Here is a 22,865-nt window from a genome sequence, read left to right on the forward strand (position 1 = left end):
TTAAGGTATTGAAAAGGGTTAATTTAGCTGAGGCGTTGAGGTCCGGCGCGGATGCCCTGTACCTGGCTAATCCAGGCCGACACGGAGAAAGCGGAAGGGGGATAAAATGCGGTAAGAGCTACCTGACGAACAATGACCGGCGGCTCGCTCTGCTGGGTAAGCAGTGAGTTGAGCGTATCCAGCAGCGCCAGATGGTGCGCCTGAACCGGTAACGTCTCTTCAACAGCAGGCAACGCCTGCGGTGCCATGGCGAAAGAGAGATGGCGAATAACGGTGCGGATAGCGTGTTGATGCCAGTAATCTACCGTGTAATTCGGTCGGCGGTTCGCTTCCAGCAGGGCAAGGTTAGTGAAATTAACCCGCGTGGTAAGATCTTGTCGGGAGGTGGCGGTCTTCGCAGGATTAGCCGCTTCGGCATTGCTGCTGAGCGCGGGCAGGCCAAAACTCGCCGCGACCATCCCCAGAAGGAGATGCGGCCAGAAGTAACGTCTGCCAAATTGTCGCCAGCGCGTCAGAATTCCGCTCAATTGCCCCACCACAAGTAAGTAAGCCTTAAGACTCACCGTATGATTTTTATATTTTCGCGCCCAGATATTACCACTAAAGCTACTTCACAGCAGCAGTAATGAGGCACCGCAGAGGTTAAAAATGGTGATGAAATCAGCAAACGCGCCATTGACTACGGCAATTCAGAAAGGACAAAAACAAAAACGACTGGTCTTGCTGGCCGGAGAGAGTGCCAGGTCAACCAGTCGAATTTAGATAACGGGATCTGCCGTTACGCCAGAACCGTGCTCGGTGCTTTGAACGCCAGTGGCAGTTCAGCTTCGTCTTCGAAGGTCACATATTCCCAGGCTTCCTGTTTTGCCAGAACAGCCTGCAACAGTTTGTTGTTCAGAGCGTGACCGGATTTATACGCGGTAAACGCACCAATAATATTGTGACCACACATGAACAGGTCCCCAATCGCATCCAGCATTTTGTGACGAACGAATTCATCTTCAAAACGCAGGCCGTCTTCGTTCAGTACGCGATAATCGTCAACAACGATGGCACAATCGAAGCTGCCGCCCAGGCACAGGCCGCGGGACTGCAGATATTCGATATCACGCATGAAACCAAAAGTACGTGCACGACTGATCTGACGCATAAACGCATCAGCAGAGAAGTTCATCGCATAGCGCTGGGTGCTGGAATCAATCGCCGGATGGTTGAAGTCGATGGTGAAATCCAACGAAAAACCATTAAACGGCTTGAATTCAGCCCATTTGTCGCCATCCTGGACACGAACGGTCTCTTTGATACGCACAAATTTCTTCGCACTGTTCAGTTCTTCAATGCCGGCATCCAGCAACAGATAAACGAACGGTGCAGCGCTGCCATCCATAATCGGGATTTCTGGCGCATCGACTTCAACAACGATGTTGTCGATACCCAGACCCGCCAGGGCGGCATTCAGGTGCTCTACGGTAGAGATCCGCACGTCATGCTCGTTCACCAGGCAAGTACAGAGCATAGTATCACGCACAGATTTGGCATCAGCCGGGAAATCTACCGGTGGATTCAAGTCGGTGCGACGATAGATGACCCCGGTATTGGCCGGCGCAGGGCGCAACGTCAGTGTGACTTTCTTGCCGGTATGCAAACCGACACCTGTCGCCTGAACGATACGTTTTAATGTCCTTTGTTTGATCATCGTATAATCTCGCCAAGTTACTTATCCAACCGAGAGTGTATATCACTATCGGGCGGCCAGTTTAGCACAAAGAGCGTAAATTCCCTAATTCCAGCTAATTCTTAATCAGCTTGCTTACGCAGGAACGCAGGGATATCCAGATAATCCGGCTCTTTCTGGGTCTGTGTTGTGTTGTCATTAACCACTTTCGCGGCCGGTTTCTGCTCTTGCGTCAACGGTGCCATACCGTGCGGCTGGTAGCGATCCATCACCGGCTGCTGAGCAGGTTTGTTGGTCACCAGGGTGATCTCAGGACGTTTGTCCATGCCGATACCGGTAGCAACAACGGTTACGCGCAGTTCATCGTTCATTTCCGGATCAAGGGACGTACCGATTACCACGGTGGCATTGTCGGATGCGAACGCACGGATAGTGTTACCCACGGTTTCGAACTCATCCAGACGCAGGTCGAAGCCGGCGGTAATGTTGACCAGCACGCCGCGCGCGCCAGACAGATCGATATCTTCCAGCAGCGGAGAAGAGATCGCCATTTCAGCGGCTTCTTCTGCACGATCTTCACCTTTCGCTACGCCGGAGCCCATCATCGCGTAACCCATTTCGGACATCACGGTGCGCACGTCAGCAAAGTCGACGTTCATCAGACCCGGACGGGTAATCAGCTCTGCGATACCCTGCACTGCGCCTTTCAGCACATCGTTTGCGGCGCCAAAAGCGTCCAGCAGAGAGATGCCACGGCCCAGCACTTTCAGCAGCTTGTCGTTCGGGATAGTGATCAGCGAGTCCACGTGTTTTGAGAGCTCGGTGATACCCTGCTCGGCAAACGCCATACGCTTCTTGCCTTCAAAGTTGAAAGGCTTAGTCACGACGGCAACCGTCAGGATACCTAAATCTTTAGCGACTTCCGCAACCACTGGCGCAGCACCGGTTCCGGTACCACCGCCCATGCCCGCGGCGATAAACACCATGTCTGCACCATCAAGCGCAGCACGCAGCGCTTCACGATCTTCTTCTGCAGCATTACGACCGACTTCCGGGTTTGCCCCAGCGCCCAGCCCTTTGGTAATGCCGCCACCGATTTGGATCGTCTGGCCAACCGCCGTCTTACGCAGTGCCTGCGCATCGGTGTTCACCGCGAAGAACTCTACACCTTCGATGCGCTCGCGCACCATGTGTTCTACAGCATTACCGCCGCCGCCACCGACGCCGATGACTTTAATCACCGCGTCGTTGGTCAGTTCCATAGGTTCAAACATAGTTTCTCTCCGTTTTGTGCCTGTCGCCCGAAACCGTTAATTCTCGCCGGTCTCTTACTAAAATTAAAATTCTTTTCGCAGCCAGGTATTGATTCGCTTGAACCACGAACCTACCGACGCGCGTTTTTCTACTTCTGCTTCGCCACTGAGATGCGTTTCTTTCCCGTAATGAAGCAAGCCCACTGCCGTTGAGTAATACGGCTCCTGAGCATAATCCGTCAGACCGGTGATGTTCAGCGGTGCACCGATGCGCACCTGCGTATGGAACACGCGCTGAGCACAGGCCGCAAGACCTTCAATTTGCGCCGCGCCGCCGGTTAATACAATCCCCGCCGCAAGATGGTGTTTGACACCCTGCTGGCGAAGCTGTTCCTGTAACTGCAAAATCTCTTCGTTGACCAGGTTGAGCAGCTCGGTATAACGCGGCTCAATGACCTCAGCTAACGTCTGGCGCTGCAGGCTGCGCGGTGGACGTCCACCGACGCTTGGCACTTCAACGCTCTCATCTTTGCCCACAATGGAGCCCAGCGCACAACCGTGGCGCACTTTAATTGCCTCTGCATCGCTGGGAGGCGTGCCGAAGGCGTAGGCGATATCGCTGGTCACCACGTTCCCCGCATAAGGGATAACTTTGGTGTGGCGCAGCGCACCGCCGGTATAGACGGCCATGTCCATGGTACCACCACCGATATCCACCACACAGACGCCCAGTTCACGTTCGTCTTCGGTCAGCACAGAATAACTTGCCGCCAGACCGGCGAAAATCAGTTGGTCAACTTTAAGACCACAACGTTCCACGGCTTTGACAATGTTCTTCGCCATATCGTTGTGACATGTGATCAAGTGCACTTTTGCCTGCATACGTACCCCGGAAAGTCCTACCGGGTTTTTGATCCCTTCCTGGTAGTCGATCGCATACTCCTGCGGAATCACATGCAGGACGCGATGCTCATCGCGAACGCGTACAGACTTCGCAGTATGCACGACGTTTTCGACGTCTTCCTGCGAGACTTCTTCTTCTGAGATCGGCACCATGCCAATCTCGTTCTGGCAGCTGATATGCTTGCCAGAGAGCGCCAGATACACGGAGGAAATCTGGCAATCTGCCATCAATTCGGCCTGATCGATGGCGCGCTGAACGCATTTCACCACCGATTCGAGGTCATTTACCCCACCTTTATCCATACCACGAGACGGGCAGCTGCCCACACCAATGATATTGACCATACCGTCGGGCAGAACTTCCCCTACTAAAGCGGCAACCTTCGCAGTGCCAATCTCCAGTCCTACAACCAGTTTTCTGTCCGTCGCCTTGATCATTGTTATTCTGCCTGTACCTGAGCCTGATTCTGTTGCTGATTAGGTTCCTCAGCCGGCGCCGGGCTCCACCCGACCGATGCGCCTGAGTCATAGCGCAAATCAACGTAGCTAATCCTTTTGCCTTCAGCCTGCGCCTGTTGCTGCAGAACGGGATAAAGTTCTACAAAACGGGCCAGACGCTTCATCGTGTCACCCCGGCCAAGATTCAGCTTAATGTCGTTCGTCAGCGTCAACTGCCAGGACCGACGCGCCGTCATCGCGGCTTGTTTCAGGGTAAAACGATCTTTAGCCAGCACCTGCCCCATGTTACGGAAGCCTTCCAGCACTTCGTTTTCGCTGCCTTCCGGACCATACAACATGGGTAAATTTTGCTTGCTGACACGATCGGCCGGGACGCTGAAAGAAATACCATCTACGTCAACCATATGCTGATCATTCCAACGCGCAATGGGTACATATTCAACCAGATGAATCTTCAATTCATCCGGCCACTGCTTTCTGACGCTCGCCTGTTTAATCCATGGCAAACGCTCAATCTGGCTCTGGATAATATTCACATCCTGCGTCATGAAGGTGCCGGGCGAGCCTAATGCCAGAATCGACTGCCGGATATCATCATTACGCGTGTAGTGACGGTCACCCGTTACCACCAGTTTCGACAGAGGCAGACGTTGTGCATCTTCCATCCAGCCGAGCACCATCCAGCCGCTGACAAACACCGTACACAGCACGGCAAGCAGGAAGGTAATCCCTGCAAGACGCGTTCCATTACTCCGCCGTGAAGAGGAATACTCTTCTTCTTCGTCACGGTTTCGCGTGTTCAGCGCAGCCTGAGACATATCAGCCCGCCTGGTCCAGAATGCGAACCACTAACTGCGAGAAGCTCATCCCTGCCTGGCGCGCCGCCATTGGCACCAGGCTATGACTGGTCATACCCGGTGAAGTATTGGCTTCCAGCAGATAAAACTGTCCATCGCTATCCTGCATCACGTCGATTCTTCCCCAGCCACGGCAGCCAAGTACTTGCCAGGCTTTAAGCACCAGAGCGTTTAAAATGGCCTCACGCTCCGCTTCCAGACCACTTGGGCAGAAATATTGCGTCTCATCAGAGAGATACTTCGCCTCATAATCATAGAAGGTTCCGGCTGGTTGGATACGAATTGACGGTAAAATTTCTTCACCAAGCATCGCAACGGTAAATTCCGGTCCGCTTAGCCATTTTTCAATCAGAACTTCTTCATCATGTTGAAATGCCAGCGCTAATGCAGATGATATATCGCCTGCTTCGTCAACTTTAGACATTCCTACGCTTGAGCCTTCGCGGCTCGGCTTAACGATTACCGGTAATCCCAGCGCAGCGATACGATCCGCGACGCTGGCGTCAAGACCCTGCTCAAATTCACGACGGGTCAGTGCCACCCACGGCGCAACCGGTAAACCAGCCCCTTGCCACAGCAGTTTGCTGCGCAGCTTATCCATGGAGATGGCCGAAGCCATCACGCCACTGCCGGTATAAGGCAGGCCGATAATGTCCAGCAAGCCCTGCAGCGTACCGTCTTCACCACCGCGACCGTGCAGCGCGATAAAGACTTTAGCAAAACCCATCTCTTTCAGGCGCGTCACGTCAGTCTCTTTCGGATCGACCAGGTGCGCATTAACGCCGCCTTCGCGAAGCCCTGCCAGTACCGCAGCACCGGAATTCAGAGAAACTTCGCGCTCAGCAGAGGTACCGCCAGACAGGACCGCAATCTTATCAGCCATGACGCTCTTCCTCCGAAATTTGCGGCGTAAGTTTGATTTCAGCCAGCGTACGGGCGATCTTGCCGATATTTCCGGCACCCTGCACCAGAATCAAATCATTGCCGGTCAACACCGGAGCAAGCATCGCTGCCGCCTGGGCATGATCGGAGACCAGAATCGGGTCGATCTTGCCGCGACCACGAATGGTGCGACACAAAGAACGACTGTCTGCCCCCGGAATCGCCGCTTCACCTGCCGAGTAAACATCCAACATCAGCAGGGCATCAACCTGTGACAGCACGTTAGCGAAATCGTCGTACAGGTCACGCGTACGGGTATAACGGTGTGGCTGGAACAGCATAACCAGATTTTTATCCGGCCAGCCCGCGCGCGCCGCTTTGATCGTTGCATCCACTTCGGTCGGGTGATGACCGTAGTCATCAACCAGCATCGCGGTCCCGCTTTTCCCGTTAACGTTTTCCAGCGGGAACTCGCCAAGAAAATCGAAACGACGGCCGGTTCCCTGGAAGCTTTCCAGCGCCCGCAGAATGGCCTCGTCTTCAATACCCTCTTCTGTTGCTACCGCAACGGCGGCCGCGGCGTTCAGGGCGTTGTGACGGCCTGGCGCATTAAGCGTCACCTGCAGCAGCTCTTTGTCCTGACGCGCCAGGGTGAAATGCCCCTGCGCACCGATCTGTTTGTAATTTTCCACACGGACGTCGGCATCTTCGCTGAAACCGTAGGTGGTGATCTGACGACCAACACGCGGCAGCAGCTCGCGGATCACCGCATCGTCAACACACATCACCGCCCGTCCATAAAACGGCAGATTGTGGAGAAAGTTTATAAATGTTTGCTTTAAATTTTCGAAGTCGCCCTGGTAGGTATCCATATGGTCGGCTTCGATGTTGGTGACAATCGCCACCATCGGTTGCAGATGCAGGAAGGACGCGTCACTTTCATCTGCTTCGGCGATCAGATAACGGCTATTGCCGAGGCGCGCGTGCACCCCTGCAGCTTTCACCAGGCCGCCATTAACGAAGGTCGGATCGAGGCCCGCTTCGGCATAAATGCTGGAGACCATCGCCGTGGTGGTGGTTTTACCGTGAGTCCCGGCAATGGCGATGCCGTGACGAAAACGCATCAGCTCGGCCAGCATCTCCGCGCGGCGGATCACCGGGATACGCGCTTCGTGTGCGGCAACGATTTCCGGGTTGTCGGCAGAGATGGCGCTGGAGACCACAACCACGCTGGCATCAAGGACGTTTTCCGGGCGATGGTTAAAATAGATGGTCGCGCCAAGCGACGCCAACTGTTGCGTAACAGGGTTCGGCGCCAGATCCGAACCGCTGATCTGGTAGCCTTCATTCGCCAGCACTTCGGCAATACCGCCCATACCGGCGCCGCCGATGCCAACAAAGTGAATGTGCCGGACGCGACGCATCTCGGGCACGATTGAACGCAGTTTCGCCAGTTGTTGTGTATTCATTCTCTAAACGCCATCGACTACTTCAAAAATTCGTGCAGCGCAACACGCGCTGCGAGGGTTAAACCTGGGCTGCCAGGCTCACTTCTTTCGCCACCCGTTCCGTTGCATCCGGGATCGCTGCGGCACGTGCGTGCTGCGCCATCTCCAGTAATGTCTCCCGGTTCCAGCCCGCCAGGGTGGTGGCGACCGCGTCTGCGGTAAACTGCGGCTGTTCAAAAATTTTCGCGGCGCCGGCTTTCTCAAGCGGCAACGCATTCCAGTACTGCTGACGATCTTTGTGCTGGAACGGCACAAACAGCGCCGGTAAGCCTGCGGCGGCAATTTCGCTCACCGTCAGCGCGCCGGAGCGGCAGACCACGACATCGGCCCAGGCATACGCCGCCGCCATGTCGTCGATAAATTCAGTCACTTTATGCTGCGGCTGGCCCGCGTCGGCATACGCCTGCTCCACCGTCTGCTGACCGCCCTTCCCGCTTTGATGCCAGATGGTCACCGCGTCGCCGAGCTTCGCCGCCACCTGCGGCAGCGTCTGGTTCAGAATGCGTGCCCCCTGAGAGCCACCCACTACCAGCACGCGCACCGGGCCTTCGCGCCCGATAAGGCGCTCCTGCGGCAACGGCAGCGCCAGCACATCTACACGCACCGGGTTACCCACCACATCTGCCTTCGGAAACGCGCCAGGGAAGGCCTGCATCACTTTACTGGCGATGCGGGAGAGCCACTTGTTGGTCAGACCCGCAATGCCGTTCTGCTCGTGCAGCACAACCGGGATACCCAGCGACCACGCCGCCAGCCCGCCAGGACCAGAGACATACCCCCCCATCCCCAGCACCACGTCCGGCTTAAAGCGCTTCATAATCGCCCGCGCCTGACGCCAGGCGTTAAAAATACGCACCGGCGCCAGCAGCAGAGCTTTAACACCCTTGCCGCGCAGGCCGGAGATATGGATAAAGTCGATCTCAATCCCGTGCTTCGGCACCAGATCGGCCTCCATGCGGTCTGCGGTTCCCAGCCAGCGTACCTGCCAGCCCTGATCCATTAAATGGTGCGCAACCGCCAGTCCCGGGAACACATGTCCACCGGTACCGCCCGCCATCACCATTAACCGCTTCGGTTGATTCATCGTGAACCTCGTGTAAACGCCTGGGCATTTTCCAGACGCGTTTCATAATCTATGCGCAGCAAAAACATAATGGCGGTCGACATGATCAGCAGACTCGAACCACCGTAACTGATTAACGGCAACGTCAGACCTTTGGTTGGCAGCATACCTGCTGCGGCACCGACGTTAACTAAAGCCTGAAAACTGAACCAGATACCGATTGAACAGGCTAAAAAACCCGAGAACCGGTGGTCGATAACCAGTGCTTTCCGGCCGATCGACATCGCACGGAAAGCGACGAAGAATACCATTAAAAGTGCCAATACCACACCGATATAACCCAGTTCTTCCCCGATGATGGAGAAGATGAAGTCGGTGTGCGCCTCGGGTAAATACTCCAGTTTTTGCACTGAGTTCCCCAGGCCCTGGCCCCACACTTCACCGCGGCCAAATGCCATCAGTGACTGGGTCAGCTGATAGCCGCTGCCGAAGGGATCTTCCCAAGGGTTCCAGAAAGAGGTTACACGGCGGATACGGTACGGCTCGGCAAGGATCAGCAGCACCACTGCTGAAATCCCCATCCCGATGATGGCGATGAACTGCCAGAGTTTCGCCCCCGCCAGGAACAGCATCGCAAGGGTGGTGACGAACAGCACCACCACGGTACCGAGGTCAGGCTGGGCCAGCAGCAGAACCGCCAGCACCAGGATTACGCCCATCGGTTTTAAGAAGCCGCGCAGGTTGTTACGGACTTCATCCACCTTACGCACCAGATAGTTGGCGAGATAGCAGAACAGCGACAGCTTGGTGAATTCCGCAGGCTGAATACGCAGCGGACCAAAGGCAATCCAGCGCGATGCCCCGTTCACCGAGCTCCCGACCACCAGTACAATCAGCAGCATCGCGATCGAAGCGATCAACATAGCGGTACTGTGCCGCTGCCAGAAGGCCATCGGCAGACGTAGCGTTACCATCGCCAGACAGAACGCCAGAATGATGTACAGCCCGTCACGCTTGGCAAACAGGAAGGGATCGTTAGCCAGACGCTGTCCGACGGGCATCGAGGCCGAGGTGACCATAATAAAGCCAATCGCCGCCAGCCCCAGCGTGAGCCAGAGCAGCATGCGGTCGTACATCACCAGGCTATCGGAATCTTTATCCCGGGAGCCCATGACCCAGCCTTTTAACGCCGACGAGATCCACACCAGGATGCCAAATCCTGGCAGGCGCGGCATTCTCAGGCGAGGGAGAGAGAAGCGCATCAGCCTAACTCCTTCGCCAGGCGGGTGAAGAGATCGCCACGCTGCTCGAAATTCTTGAACTGATCGAGGCTGGCACAGGCCGGAGAAAGCAGCACCATGTCACCGGGCTTCACGCGCGGAGCAATCAGCCGCATCGCCTGCTCCATGGTGTCGGTTTGCTTAGCGATCTCCGGACGCAGCGCCGCCAGTTCGGCACCGTCCCTGCCAAAGCAGTAAAGATGCACGTTATCACCGCTGAGATACTGTTTCAGCGAAGAGAAATCGGCAGATTTGCCGTCGCCGCCCAGCAGCAGATGCAGGGTACCGTCAACGTGCAGGCCATTCAGCGCCGCTTCGGTACTGCCGACGTTGGTGGCTTTTGAATCATTGATCCAGCGTACGCCGTTATGCTCCAGCGCCAGCTGGAAACGATGCGCCAGGCCGCTGAAGGTGGTCAGGGCTTTCAGGCTGGTGGCGCGCGGCAGACCGGCGGCATCCGCCAGCGCCAGTGCGGCAAGCGCATTGGTGTAGTTATGCTGACCCGTCAGGTGCATCTCTTTTACGTTCAGCACTTTCTCACCCTTCGCCCGCAGCCAGGTTTCGCCCTGCTGACGGTTCAGGTGATAGTCGCCCATGTTGATGCCAAAGCTCACGCAGCGCTCGTCCGCCCCGCGTACCGGCATGGTCAGCGCATCATCGGCATTCACCACGCAAACGCGGGCATTTTCATAGATACGCAGCTTGGCGGCACGGTACTGCTGCAGACCAAACGGATAGCGATCCATATGATCTTCGGTGACGTTGAGGATGGTTGCCGCCACCGCCTGCAGGCTTGAGGTGGTTTCCAGCTGGAAGCTGGAGAGCTCAAGGATATACAGCTCGCGGGCCGCATCGAGCAGCATCAATGCCGGCAGACCGATATTACCGCCTACGCCTGCATTAACCCCTGCCGCTTTCGCCATTTCACCGACCAGGCTGGTGACGGTACTTTTCCCGTTGGAACCAGTAATAGCAACGATCGGCGCCTGAGCCTCACGGCAGAACAGTTCGATATCGCCGACAATCTCGACGCCCGCGTCCGCCGCGGCGCTCAATGCCGGGTGGGCCAGGGCGATGCCCGGGCTGGCGACAATCAGATCGGCGGTATTGAGCCACTCTTCATTCAGACCACCAAGGTGGCGTTCGACCTGCTCCGGCAGTTTATCCAGACCAGGCGGAGAGACACGCGTATCCATCACCCGAGGCGTAACGCCCCGCGCGAGGAAAAAGTCCACGCAGGAGAGGCCGGTTAAGCCTAACCCGATGATAACGACTTTTTTACCCTGGTAATCTGCCATGATTAACGTACCTTCAGCGTTGCCAGGCCAATCAGCACCAGCATCAGCGAAATAATCCAGAAGCGCACGATAACGCGCGGTTCCGGCCAGCCTTTCAGTTCATAGTGGTGATGGATTGGCGCCATCCGGAAGATGCGCTGTCCGCGCAGCTTGAAGGAGCCTACCTGCAGGATCACCGACAGGGTTTCAACCACAAATACACCGCCCATGATCACCAGCAGGAACTCCTGACGCAGCAATACGGCAATAATGCCCAGCGCGCCGCCCAGTGCCAGTGAACCGACGTCACCCATAAAGACCTGCGCCGGGTAAGTGTTAAACCACAGGAAGCCTAAGCCCGCGCCGACAATCGCCGTACAGACGATCACCAGCTCACCGGCGTGGCGCAGGTACGGGATGTGCAGGTAGCTGGCGAAGTTCATGTTACCGGTCGCCCATGCCACCAGCGCAAAGCCGCCGGCAACAAAGACGGTTGGCATAATGGCCAGGCCGTCCAGGCCGTCGGTCAGGTTCACCGCATTGCCGGTCCCGACAATCACGAAATAGGCCAGCAGGATGTAGAAGATGCCCAGTTGCGGCATCACATCTTTAAAGAACGGCACTACCAGCTCGGTCGCCGGGGTGTCTTTACCCACCAGATAGAGCGCAAACGCGACGCCAAGCGCAATCACCGACATCCAGAAATACTTCCAGCGGGCGATGAGCCCTTTAGTGTCTTTACGCACCACTTTGCGGTAGTCATCGACAAAACCGATGATGCCATAGCCCACCAGCACAACCAGTACGCACCAGACATACGGGTTTGACGGGTAAGCCCACAGCAGCACCGACACCACAATCGCGGTGAGGATCATAATGCCGCCCATGGTTGGCGTGCCGCGCTTACTGAAGTGTGATTCCGGACCGTCGTTACGCACAACCTGACCGAAAGAGAGTTTTTGCAGACGGGCAATCATGCGCGGGCCCATCCACAAGGAGATGAACAACGCAGTCAGCAGGCTGACGATGGCGCGAAACGTCAAATAGGAAAAGACGTTAAAGCCGGAATAATATTTGACCAAATGCTCGGCCAGCCAAACTAACATGTCCCATTCTCCTGTAAAGCGTGCACAACCTCTTCCATGGCGGCACTGCGTGAACCTTTCACTAAAACTGTCACAATTTGTTGTTCTTCAACCAGGGCCTTAAGGCGGGCGATCAACGCCGCTTTATCGGCAAAATGCTCACCGACGCCGCTGGCCTGGCTGATATTTTTACTGAGATGACCGGCGCTTAACACGCGATCGATACCGGAGGCTTTCGCCGCTTCACCCACCTGGAGATGACAGGCTTCGCTCTCATCGCCCAGTTCGGCCATATCGCCCACCACCATCACGCGATAACCCGGCATCTCTGACAGCACCTGTACCGCAGCGGTCATGGAGCCGACATTAGCGTTATAGGAGTCATCCAACAGCAGTTTGTTTTCCGCCAGCGGGATCGGGAACAGGCGTCCGGGAACAGCTTTCAGGTTTGCCAGCCCGGTTTTGATCGCCGACAGTGGTGCGCCAACGGCCATCGCCAGCGCGGTGGCGGCCAGGGCATTGGCAATATTGTGACGACCCGGCAGCGGCAGCAGTACATCCACATCACCCGTTGGGGTCTGTAGCGTAAATTCGGTGCCGTGGGAGGTCACATGAACGTTGGTGGCGGTAAAGTCGCTATTGGCAGCATTAGGTGAGAAGCGCCAGGTTTTGCGATCCCCGATGACGCTTTTCCAGTTCAGCCAGTCGTTGTTGTCGGCATTCATGATAGCGATGCCGTTGACCGGCAGGCCGGTGTAGATCTCGCCCTTCGCTTTCGCCACACCTTCCAGTGAGCCAAAACCTTCGAGATGCGCCGCGGCAAGGTTATTCACCAGCGCCGCTTCCGGCTGCGTCAGGCTCACGGTCCAGGCGATTTCGCCCTGGTGATTAGCACCCAGTTCGATCACCGCATATTCATGCTCGCGATTCAGACGCAGGAGCGTCATCGGCACGCCGATATCGTTATTCAGATTGCCTGCGGTATAAAGCGTGTTGCCACACTGGCTGAGGATCGCAGCGGTCATCTCCTTAACGGAGGTTTTACCGGACGAGCCGGTCAGCGCCACAATGCGCGCCGGAACCTGCTGGCGAACCCATGCTGCCAGCTCACCAAAGGCCAGGCGGGTATCTTTTACCACCGCCTGCGGCAGGTCGATATCCAGTTTACGGCTCACTAGCAGCGCACCCGCGCCTGCTGCTTTCGCCTGCCCGGCAAAGTCGTGCGCATCAAAACGCTCACCCTTCAGCGCCACAAAAAGGCAGCCGGGGGTGATTTTACGCGTGTCGGTGGTGACCGCATCGAAGGTCAGCTCGCCGCTGACGTCAGCGCCCAGGATAGTGGCCAGCTGGCTTAGCGTTACGCTAATCATGCCACCACTCCCAGCAGACGCGCCGCGGTCACACGGTCGGAGTAGTCCAGACGGTTGGTGCCGACGATCTGATAATCTTCATGGCCTTTACCGGCCAGAAGCACCACGTCGTTCTCACCGGCCTGCATAATGGCGTTGGTCACCGCTTCGGCGCGCCCCTCCACAACGCGGGCACGCCCGGCATCGAGCATCCCGGCCAGAATGTCGTTGATAATGGCGCGCGGCTCTTCGGTACGCGGGTTGTCATCTGTTACCACGGCGATATCGGCGAACTGCTCGGCAATGGCACCCATCAGCGGGCGTTTGCCTTTGTCGCGATCGCCGCCGCAGCCAAAGACGCACCACAGCTTACCGGCACAGTGCAGGCGAGCCGCTTCCAGCGCTTTCTCCAGCGCATCCGGCGTGTGGGCGTAATCCACCACCACGGTAGGTTTGCCTGGGGCGGTGAACACTTCCATCCGTCCGCAAACCGGTTGCAGACGCGCGGAGGTGCTGAGCAGATCCGCCAGTGGATAACCCAGCGCCAGCAAGGTGGCGAGAGCCAGCAGCATGTTGCTGACGTTGAACGCCCCCATCAGACGGCTTTCGATTTCGCCCTCACCCCAGCTCGATGCAAAACGGATAGTCGCACCGCTGTCGTGATAGATAACCTCGGTGGCTTTCAACCAGCGGCCGTGGCAGTTCGGATTGATATGGTCGGCCATGGAGACCGCTACGGCATCCGGCAGCTTAGCCAGCCAACGGCGGCCTACTTCGTCATCGGCATTAATGATCGCCTGACCGAAGTGGTGCGTGGCATACAGCTGCCATTTCGCCGCTTCGTAGTTGTCCATGTCGCCATGGTAGTCGAGATGGTCCCGGCTCAGGTTAGTGAACACGGAGGCGGCAAATTTCAGCGCCGCGACACGGTGCTGGACCAGCCCGTGAGAAGAGACTTCCATTGCCGCGAAGGTTGCGCCCTGCCCGGCCAGACCGGCCAGTACATGCTGCACGTCGACGGCGGAGCCGGTAGTGTTTTCCGTTGGGTTGACTTTGCCCAGCAGGCCGTTACCCACGGTGCCCATTACCGCGCTGGTTTCACCCAGCAGCTGCGCCCACTGCGCCATCAGCTGCGTGGTGGTGGTTTTACCGTTGGTGCCGGTTACGCCAACCAGGCGCAACTGGTCTGAAGGTTCGTTATAAAAACGCCCCGCCAGCGCGGAGAGACGTTCGGTTAACTGGCTGAGATAGATGACCGGCACGCCATGCATTTCACGGATTTCACCATCCGCGGCTTCATCTTTTGCCTCAGCAATAATGGCAGCTACACCTTGCGCTATCGCCTGCGGGATATACCGACGCCCGTCCGCCTGATGACCTACTACTGCCACAAAAAGATCGCCCGAGGCAGCCACACGGCTGTCGAGTACCATCTCTCGCAGTACTCGCGCAGGTAAACCCGATACCCACGGAGCAAGAAGGTCGCGCAAATTACGATCTGCCACCTGTTCCCTCGCCTTGATTAATTACAAATTCACTTTTCTCGCCCGTTGTCAGCGCATCCGGCTCGATGTTCATGGTGCGCAATACGCCGCCCATGATGGCACCGAAGACCGGCGCGGAAACGGCGCCACCGTAGTATTTACCCGCTTGTGGATCGTTGATAACTACCACCAGCGCAAAACGCGGATTGCTCGCAGGCGCCACGCCTGCGGTGTAAGCAATGTATTTATTGATGTAGCGGCCATCTGGCCCGACTTTTTTCGCGGTACCGGTTTTAATCGCGATGCGATAGCCTTTGATCGCCGCCTTCACGCCGCCGCCGCCGGGCAGGGCCACGCTTTCCATCATGTGCACGACGGTGCGGACGATCGATTCCGGGAAGATACGCTCACCGGGCACCGGCGGATCGACTTTGGTGATCGACAGCGGGCGATAGACGCCATAGCTGCCAATCGTTGCATAGACACGCGCTAACTGTAACGGCGTTACCATTAGCCCGTAGCCGAAAGAGAAGGTGGCCCTCTCTATGTCAGACCACCGTTGTTTTTGAGGATATAAGCCACTGCGTTCTCCGACCAACCCCAAATTGGTCGCCTTTCCGAGTCCAAAACGTGAGTAAGTTTCTACCAACGCTGAGGACGGCATCGCTAACGCCAGCTTAGAAACGCCGACGTTACTCGACTTCTGTAGAACCCCGGTGAGGGTCAATTCGCTGTAACGCGCCACGTCTTTGATTTCGTGGCCGTTGATTCGGTAAGGCACCGTGTTAAGCACGGTATTTTCATTGACGATGCCGCGCTGCAGGGCCGTCATCACCACCATCGGTTTAACCGTTGATCCCGGCTCGAAGACGTCGGTGATCGAACGGTTACGCATAGCGTCTTTGGCCGTTCCGGCAAAGTTATTCGGGTTATACGAAGGACTGCTGGCCATCGCCAGCACTTCACCGGTGCTGACGTCCACCAGTACCGCGCTGCCCGATTCCGCCTTGTTAAAGGCCACGGCGTTGTTCAGCTCACGATAGACCAGCGCCTGTAGACGCTCGTCAATGCTCAGCGCCAGGTTATGCGCCGCCTGGCTGTCGGTTGAAGAGATATCTTCAATGACGCGGCCATAGCGGTCTTTACGCACCACACGCTCGCCCGGCTGGCCGGTCAGCCATTTATCGAAGCTCTTCTCAACGCCTTCAATGCCCTGGCTATCGACGTTGGTAAAGCCGATAAGGTGCGCGGTCACTTCCCCGGACGGGTAGTAGCGACGCGACTCTTCGCGCAGATGAATGCCGGGCAGCTTCAGCTTTTTGATGTAGTCGGCCATGTCAGGGTTAACCTGACGCGCCAGATAGATAAAGCGCCCTCTCGGGTTGGCATTGACGCGGGCTGCAAGCTGATCGAGAGGCATTTTCAGCGCGTCAGAGAGGGCTTTCCAGCGGTTATCGAGGGAGATCCCGCCAGCGTCATGCAGCTCTTTAGGATCCGCCCAGATCGCTTTCACCGGCACGCTGACCGCCAGTGGGCGACCGGAACGGTCGGTGATCAGCCCACGCGAGGTCGAGACCTCCTGCACGCGCAGGGAACGCATGTCGCCCTGACGCACCAGCATATCGGGGGCAATGATTTGCAGCCACGCCACACGTCCCAGCAGGAAACCCAGCGCCAGTAAAATACAGCCGCAAAGCAACGCAAAACGCCAGCTGATAAAGCTGGCCTGTTCTTCCTGACGTTTTGGTTTTAGCGCCTTCGCCGCCGATTTCATGCGTCGCGTTTTCCCTTATTTTTGTACTACGATATTTTCCTGAGAAGGATCAACATGCTGCATCTGCAGCTTTTCCGTTGCGATCCGTTCAACCCGGCTATGATCGCCGAGCGCATTTTCTTCGAGGATCAAATTTCGCCACTCGATATCCAGCGCATCACGTTCCAGCACCAGCTGTTCGCGCTGCGCCGTTAACAAACGGGTATGGTGTGCGGTGGTCACCACGGTGACCGCCGACACGATAATGCAAATGAAGAGGCACAGTGGCAGCTTGCCGAAACGCAGCAGGTCGTCCCAGATGACGCCCGGCAAAGCATGACGCTCGGTGCTGCCTAACGTCTCTTTCACCTTGCTGAGGGTGTCTGCCACTCTGCCGATCATGCACTGGTCCTTTCTGCGATGCGCAGCACTGAACTACGGGCGCGCGGGTTCTCTTCCACTTCCGCTTCGCCCGGCATTAACTTACCTAAGGCGCGCAGCTGACGGCCGCCCAGTTTTTTGAGCTGTTCTTCCGTCATCGGTAGCCCCGCCGGCACCTGCGGACCACGGCTTTGCTCGCGCATAAAGCGCTTCACAATGCGGTCTTCCAGCGAGTGGAAGCTGATCACCGACAAACGGCCACCCGGGGCCAACACGCCAAGCGAGCTTTTCAGCGCCTGCTCGATCTCGTCGAGCTCGCTGTTCACCCAGATACGAATTGCCTGGAAGGTGCGGGTCGCCGGGTGTTTGTATTTGTCCTTCACCGGCGTTGCCGCGGCGATCACTTCCGCCAGCTCTTTGGTGCGGGTCATGGGTTCGATGCGGTTACGCTCAACGATGGCGCGGGCAATACGTTTGCCAAAGCGCTCTTCTCCGAAGGTTTTGATTACCCAGGCGATATCTGCTTCTTCTGCCGTTTGCAGCCACTCGGCGGCGGACTGGCCGCGCGTCGGATCCATACGCATATCCAGCGGGCCATCGCGCATAAAGGAGAAGCCGCGTTCAGCATCGTCAAGCTGCGGTGAGGAGACGCCAAGATCGAGGAGGATCCCGTCAATCTTACCGGTTAAATCGCGCTCGCTGACGTACTCAGCCAGCGCGGAGAAAGGTCCATGTACGATGGAAAAGCGTGAGTCATCGATGGTTTTCGCCACGGCGATAGCCTGCGGATCGCGATCGATTGCCAGCAAACGGCCGTCCGCGCCCAGTTGGGAGAGGATCAAACGTGAGTGGCCACCCCGGCCAAAAGTGCCATCAATATAGATGCCATCAGGACGAATATTCAGGCCGTTGACGGCCTCATCCAGTAGCACCGTCGTATGTTTATAATTTTCCATCATATTTATAGAGACAAATCCTGCAATCGTTCCGACAATGTTGCGGAATCGGACTGCTCAGCGTCGATATCTTCCTTGACCCGTTGATACCAGGCCGTTTCATCCCACAGTTCAAACTTATTGAACTGTCCGACCAGCATCACTTCTTTTGTCAGACCGGCATGCTGCCGCAGCACGGGCGCAATCAATAAACGCCCCGCGCTGTCCATCTGACATTCACTGGCATGTCCCAATAACAGCCGCTGCACGCGGCGTTCCTGCGGGTTCATGCTCGACAGTCGAGACAGCTTTTGCTCAATGATTTCCCATTCAGGCAAGGGGTAAAGCAACAGGCAGGCGTGGTTGATGTCAATGGTGCAGACCATTTGACCAGAAGCGCTCTCGTTCAGCTGGTCGCGATATCGGGTTGGTACCGACAAACGCCCTTTGCTGTCGAGATTGACTAACGTCGCTCCACGGAACATGCCAGTCTCACCCCTCCTCACCACTTTAACCCACAAATTCCCACTTAAGGGAGTTTACGGAGCGATGGAAAAGCTTGTCAAGCCAGGACTTCCGCGACATCTGTCTAAATGTCACTGATTTACGAATGGAAGTTAACCCGACTATTAACTGCACAACTGGCGCGGCAAAATTAACGTGATGAATATTTGTGAGAAAAAACGCGAATATGCATACCCGTCTTAAAAACCACTCATATCATCGCAGGGAAATATAAAGTGTCAGTTTGCGACGCGGGCGGCATTTTAAGCCATATTGCGGGGGGATAACAGCGCCAGATTCACTGCGGGCGCGAACCCGCTGGCGGGCAGGGGTATGCTGACAAATCCTGAAGGAAAAATGGCTGATAATTCAGCACTGACGTTCGGTTATGTAACAAAATAATACAATTCCCTGCACTTATGATAATAAAATAAGCATGAAACGAAGTTTTAAACAGTAAAGGGAATTAAAAAGCGTAGCAGGCAAAGATTTTAAAGGAATTATCTTAAAAAGACTGTGGGAATTAATACGTTGATTGCAGATAAGAAATTCAGGGCAGCTTCCGCTGCCCTGATGTCATTACGCGCGGCTTAAGATTCCGCGACGATAAAGATTACGACGGATGCGCGTGAGCCCCGGTTTCGGCTTACGCGGCTCATCGAGGCTCGCCAGCACAATTTCCAGCACCCGCTCGGCCACGTCGCGATGACGCTGCGCAACGGCCAGCACCGGGCACTGCAGGAAATCGAGCAGCTCATGATCGCCAAAAGTGGCAATCGCCAGATCGGACGGCAGCTTGCCTTCACGACGCAGCGTCACGTCCATGACCCCCTGCAACAGCGCAAACGAGGTGGTGAACAGGGCCTGCGGCATCGGATGCGTCTCCAGCCACTTTTCGAACAGTTGGGCCGAGGCTTCACGCTCATAGCTGTTGGCATAGAGGTAGTCGACTTCACGAGGATCGTCTTTCCAGGCAGTGCGGAACCCCTGCTCGCGCAGGAAACTCACGGAGAGTTCAGGCAGTGCCCCCAGGTAAAGGACGTTTTCTGCCGGGAATGTGCGCAGCTCTGCCGCCAGCATTTCAGCATCGTCCTGATCCGCACCCACCACGCTGGTGAAATGCTCGCGGTCTAACGCACGGTCGAGGGCGACAATCGGAAACGCATCATTGGCCCAACGCTGATAGAAAGGATGCTCAGGGGGTAACGAGGTAGAAACAATAATGGCATCAACCTGGCGTTGCAGCAGATGCTCAATGCAGCGCATCTCATTATCGGGCTGGTCTTCCGAACAGGCGATCAGCAGTTGATAGCCGCGCTGACGAGCCTGGCGCTCCAGGTAGTTTGCGATCCGGGTGTAGCTGGTGTTTTCCAGATCCGGGATCACCAGACCGATCGAACGGGTACGCCCGGCACGTAAACCGGCCGCGACGGCGTTCGGATGGTAGTTATGTTCTCGAACCACTGCCATGACTTTCTCAACGGTCTTATCGCTGACGCGATACTGCTTCGCTTTACCGTTAATCACATAGCTTGCCGTCGTTCGCGACACACCGGCTAGCCTGGCGATTTCATCCAGTTTCACAATTGCCCCTTAAAAAAAAGAAAAGAGTCCATGACCTCGTCAGGGTTATGGCTAAATCTTGTAACATCTAAGCGCAGAATAGCCTGTCCGGCAACCGCTTTTGTCGGTACAGCGACATCGGCGCACAAAAAAAAGCCCGGTCATTCATACCGGGCAAGCTAGAGGCGAACCTTTTATGCTTAACGCATCACTTTGTCACCGCGGGAAAGTCCCACGACGCCTGAACGCGCCACTTCAACAATTTTGGCGACATCCCGCACCGAGGCGAGGAAGGCGTCCAGTTTATCGCTGGTGCCGGCCAGCTGAACGGTATAGATAGAGGGAGTGACGTCAATGATCTGCCCGCGGAAAATGTCCGCATTGCGTTTCACCTCTTCCCGCCCGTAACCGGTGGCCTGAATTTTTACCAGCATGATCTCACGTTCAACGTAAGCCCCCTGCCCCAGCTCGCTGACGCGTAACACATCAACCAGTTTGTGCAGTTGCTTTTCGATCTGCTCCAGCACCTTTGCATCCCCAACCGTCTGGATGGTCATGCGGGAGAGTGTGGGATCGTCCGTCGGGGCGACCGTCAGGCTTTCGATGTTATAGCCACGCTGTGCGAAGAGCCCAATTACGCGCGACAGCGCGCCGGACTCGTTTTCCAGTAATACAGATAATATCCGGCGCATATCAGGTTCTCTCCGTTTTGCTTAGCCACATTTCATCCATACCGCCGCCGCGAATATGCATCGGATAGACATGCTCGGTGCCATCAACCACGACATCGACAAACACCAGGCGGTTATTGTTGACGTGTTCAAGGGCTTCGCTGAGCTTCGCTTCCAGCTGTGCCGGATCGCTGATGCGCATGCCAATATGTCCGTAGGCTTCGGCCAGACGGACAAAATCAGGCAGTGACTTCATATACGATTGTGAATGGCGGCCGGAATAGATCATGTCCTGCCACTGCTTCACCATGCCCAGATAACCGTTATTCAGGTTGAGCACCAGCACCGGCAGGTCGTACTGCAGTGCGGTGGAGAGTTCCTGAATGTTCATCTGAATACTGCCATCGCCGGTCACGCAGACCACCGTTTCATTCGGTAACGCCAGCTTCACGCCAAGCGCGGCTGGCAGGCCAAAGCCCATGGTGCCGAGACCGCCGGAATTGATCCAACGGCGTGGCTTATCAAACGGGTAGTAAAGGGCAGCAAACATCTGGTGCTGACCCACATCCGAGGTCACGTACGCCTCGCCTTTTGTCAGTCGCCAGATGGTTTCAATTACCGCCTGTGGCTTGATGCTCTCGCTTTGGGTGTCATATTTCAGACACTGACGCGCGCGCCACTGCTCAATCTGCAGCCACCAGTCGCGGATCTCATCGAGCGGCTGAACATTGCTCTCCAGCGCCAGTAGCTCGAGCATCTGTTCCAGGACCTGACGCGCGTCGCCAACAATAGGCACATCTGCCGGGACGGTTTTGGAAATCGAGGTCGGATCGATGTCAATGTGCAGCACCGTGGCGTCAGGACAATACTTCGCCAGGTTGTTGGTTGTGCGATCGTCAAAGCGCACCCCTACGGCAAAAATGACGTCGGAATTGTGCATCGTCATATTGGCTTCGTAGGTGCCGTGCATGCCGAGCATGCCGAGCGCCTGACGGTGGGTGGCAGGAAAAGCGCCTAAGCCCATTAATGAAGAGGCCACCGGCAGATTCAGTTTTTCGATAAGCGCGCGCAGCTGCGTTTCGCACTTCGCGTTCACCGCTCCGCCGCCGACATACACCACCGGTTTTTTAGCGGCGATCAGGGTTTGCAACGCGCGTTTGATCTGACCCTTATGCCCCTGAGTGGTGGGGTTGTAAGAGCGCATGCTGACCGACTCCGGCCAGACGTAAGGCAGTTTGTTCGCCGGATTAAGAATATCTTTAGGCAGGTCAACCACCACCGGACCCGGACGCCCGCTCGCGGCCAGCCAGAAGGCTTTCTTCAATACGCCGGGGATATCCTCTGTCTGTTTGACCAGAAAACTGTGTTTCACCACCGGACGGGAGATGCCGACCATATCGCACTCCTGAAAGGCATCGTAGCCAATCAGCGATGTCGCCACCTGACCGGAAAGCACCACCATCGGAATGGAGTCCATGTACGCAGTGGCGATACCCGTAATGGCGTTGGTCGCGCCTGGGCCGGATGTCACCAGCACCACGCCAACCTCTCCTGTCGCGCGCGCCAGTCCGTCGGCCATATGTACGGCAGCTTGCTCATGACGCACCAGAACGTGATCGATACCGCCAACGGTATGTAGCGCATCGTAAATATCGAGGACCGCGCCCCCGGGGTAACCGAACACTTGCTTCACGCCCTGATCGATTAACGATCGGACGACCATTTCGGCGCCAGATAACATCTCCATGATTAGCCTCCAGGCTTATCGTTTCAGACGGACAGGAGAAATATGCACTGAGCCGTCTTTTTTGTCAGGGTCACCCCTGGCGTTTTTTTATTGTGCAGAGTGACAGTTACCATAACCGCTCGCCGGAAGGCAGGCAATTAGCAAACCTGCGCGGGCACATAAACGCGAAAGAAGAATTATGAGGTATTAATATTTGTTATGGATAAATCAACTACGATAACGAAGAGCCGTGAGCA

20 protein-coding genes are annotated in these 22,865 nt (G+C 56.3%); all 20 read right to left on the bottom strand.

The window, feature by feature from the left end; genetic code table 11:
* Positions 1–23 precede the first annotated feature (23 nt).
* Positions 24–527 (bottom strand): secA translation cis-regulator SecM, encoded by a 504-nt coding sequence (gene secM / locus LRS40_RS03200; protein ID WP_146145525.1) that lies wholly within the window; start codon positions 525–527, stop codon positions 24–26.
* A 251-nt stretch (positions 528–778) separates the two neighbouring features.
* Positions 779–1,696 carry a UDP-3-O-acyl-N-acetylglucosamine deacetylase gene (gene lpxC / locus LRS40_RS03205; protein ID WP_142488238.1) on the bottom strand — a complete coding sequence of 306 codons (918 nt, stop codon included), beginning with the start codon at positions 1,694–1,696 and terminating at the stop codon, positions 779–781.
* Positions 1,697–1,797: 101 nt separating this feature from the next.
* Complete coding sequence (ftsZ, locus tag LRS40_RS03210; protein ID WP_142488237.1) at positions 1,798–2,949, bottom strand: cell division protein FtsZ; 1,152 nt, start codon at positions 2,947–2,949, stop codon at positions 1,798–1,800.
* Positions 2,950–3,012: 63 nt separating this feature from the next.
* Positions 3,013–4,269, bottom strand: a complete 1,257-nt coding sequence (gene ftsA, locus LRS40_RS03215; protein WP_032616543.1) for a cell division protein FtsA — start codon at positions 4,267–4,269, stop codon at positions 3,013–3,015.
* Positions 4,270–4,271: 2 nt separating this feature from the next.
* Entirely contained in the window at positions 4,272–5,108 is an 837-nt protein-coding gene (gene ftsQ / locus LRS40_RS03220; protein WP_231313070.1) for a cell division protein FtsQ, read from the bottom strand.
* Position 5,109: 1 nt separating this feature from the next.
* Entirely contained in the window at positions 5,110–6,030 is a 921-nt protein-coding gene (locus LRS40_RS03225; RefSeq protein WP_231313071.1) for a D-alanine--D-alanine ligase, read from the bottom strand.
* A complete protein-coding gene (gene murC / locus LRS40_RS03230; protein WP_142488234.1) occupies positions 6,023–7,498 on the bottom strand; it encodes a UDP-N-acetylmuramate--L-alanine ligase in 1,476 nt (491 codons plus the stop codon). The genes LRS40_RS03225 and murC overlap by 8 nt, the downstream gene beginning before the upstream one ends.
* 58 nt (positions 7,499–7,556) lie before the next feature.
* Positions 7,557–8,621, bottom strand: a complete 1,065-nt coding sequence (murG, locus tag LRS40_RS03235; RefSeq protein ID WP_156262911.1) for an undecaprenyldiphospho-muramoylpentapeptide beta-N-acetylglucosaminyltransferase — start codon at positions 8,619–8,621, stop codon at positions 7,557–7,559.
* Positions 8,618–9,862 carry a cell division protein FtsW gene (ftsW, locus tag LRS40_RS03240; protein WP_142488232.1) on the bottom strand — a complete coding sequence of 415 codons (1,245 nt, stop codon included), beginning with the start codon at positions 9,860–9,862 and terminating at the stop codon, positions 8,618–8,620. The genes murG and ftsW overlap by 4 nt, the downstream gene beginning before the upstream one ends.
* The gene (gene murD / locus LRS40_RS03245; RefSeq protein WP_231313072.1) at positions 9,862–11,178 is read right to left on the bottom strand and encodes a UDP-N-acetylmuramoyl-L-alanine--D-glutamate ligase; all 1,317 of its coding nucleotides are present in this window, start codon (positions 11,176–11,178) and stop codon (positions 9,862–9,864) included. Before murD ends, ftsW begins: the two co-directional genes overlap by 1 nt.
* 2 nt (positions 11,179–11,180) lie before the next feature.
* On the bottom strand, positions 11,181–12,263 hold the full coding sequence (mraY, locus tag LRS40_RS03250) for a phospho-N-acetylmuramoyl-pentapeptide-transferase (RefSeq protein ID WP_142488230.1): 1,083 nt from the start codon (positions 12,261–12,263) through the stop codon (positions 11,181–11,183).
* The gene (murF, locus tag LRS40_RS03255) at positions 12,257–13,612 is read right to left on the bottom strand and encodes a UDP-N-acetylmuramoyl-tripeptide--D-alanyl-D-alanine ligase (protein WP_231313073.1); all 1,356 of its coding nucleotides are present in this window, start codon (positions 13,610–13,612) and stop codon (positions 12,257–12,259) included. The genes mraY and murF overlap by 7 nt, the downstream gene beginning before the upstream one ends.
* Positions 13,609–15,096: a UDP-N-acetylmuramoyl-L-alanyl-D-glutamate--2,6-diaminopimelate ligase gene (gene murE, locus LRS40_RS03260; RefSeq protein WP_231313074.1), complete on the bottom strand. Its 1,488-nt coding sequence runs from the start codon at positions 15,094–15,096 to the stop codon at positions 13,609–13,611. The genes murF and murE overlap by 4 nt, the downstream gene beginning before the upstream one ends.
* Positions 15,083–16,849 carry a peptidoglycan glycosyltransferase FtsI gene (locus LRS40_RS03265; RefSeq protein ID WP_231313075.1) on the bottom strand — a complete coding sequence of 589 codons (1,767 nt, stop codon included), beginning with the start codon at positions 16,847–16,849 and terminating at the stop codon, positions 15,083–15,085. The genes murE and LRS40_RS03265 overlap by 14 nt, the downstream gene beginning before the upstream one ends.
* 15 nt (positions 16,850–16,864) lie before the next feature.
* Positions 16,865–17,230: a cell division protein FtsL gene (gene ftsL, locus LRS40_RS03270; RefSeq protein ID WP_142488227.1), complete on the bottom strand. Its 366-nt coding sequence runs from the start codon at positions 17,228–17,230 to the stop codon at positions 16,865–16,867.
* Positions 17,227–18,168 (bottom strand): 16S rRNA (cytosine(1402)-N(4))-methyltransferase RsmH, encoded by a 942-nt coding sequence (rsmH, locus tag LRS40_RS03275; RefSeq protein ID WP_142488226.1) that lies wholly within the window; start codon positions 18,166–18,168, stop codon positions 17,227–17,229. Before rsmH ends, ftsL begins: the two co-directional genes overlap by 4 nt.
* Before the next feature lie 2 nt (positions 18,169–18,170).
* Positions 18,171–18,629 (bottom strand): division/cell wall cluster transcriptional repressor MraZ, encoded by a 459-nt coding sequence (mraZ, locus tag LRS40_RS03280; RefSeq protein WP_103178262.1) that lies wholly within the window; start codon positions 18,627–18,629, stop codon positions 18,171–18,173.
* A 598-nt stretch (positions 18,630–19,227) separates the two neighbouring features.
* Complete coding sequence (gene cra / locus LRS40_RS03285) at positions 19,228–20,232, bottom strand: catabolite repressor/activator (RefSeq protein WP_142488225.1); 1,005 nt, start codon at positions 20,230–20,232, stop codon at positions 19,228–19,230.
* 179 nt (positions 20,233–20,411) lie between these two features.
* The gene (gene ilvN / locus LRS40_RS03290) at positions 20,412–20,903 is read right to left on the bottom strand and encodes an acetolactate synthase small subunit (protein WP_032616525.1); all 492 of its coding nucleotides are present in this window, start codon (positions 20,901–20,903) and stop codon (positions 20,412–20,414) included.
* 1 nt (position 20,904) lies between these two features.
* Positions 20,905–22,629 (bottom strand): acetolactate synthase 3 large subunit, encoded by a 1,725-nt coding sequence (gene ilvI, locus LRS40_RS03295; protein WP_142488224.1) that lies wholly within the window; start codon positions 22,627–22,629, stop codon positions 20,905–20,907.
* Positions 22,630–22,865: the final 236 nt, after the last annotated feature.

The sequence above is a fragment of the Leclercia sp. G3L genome (assembly GCF_021117075.1).
Classification (GTDB): Bacteria; Pseudomonadota; Gammaproteobacteria; order Enterobacterales; family Enterobacteriaceae; genus Enterobacter; species Enterobacter adecarboxylatus_C.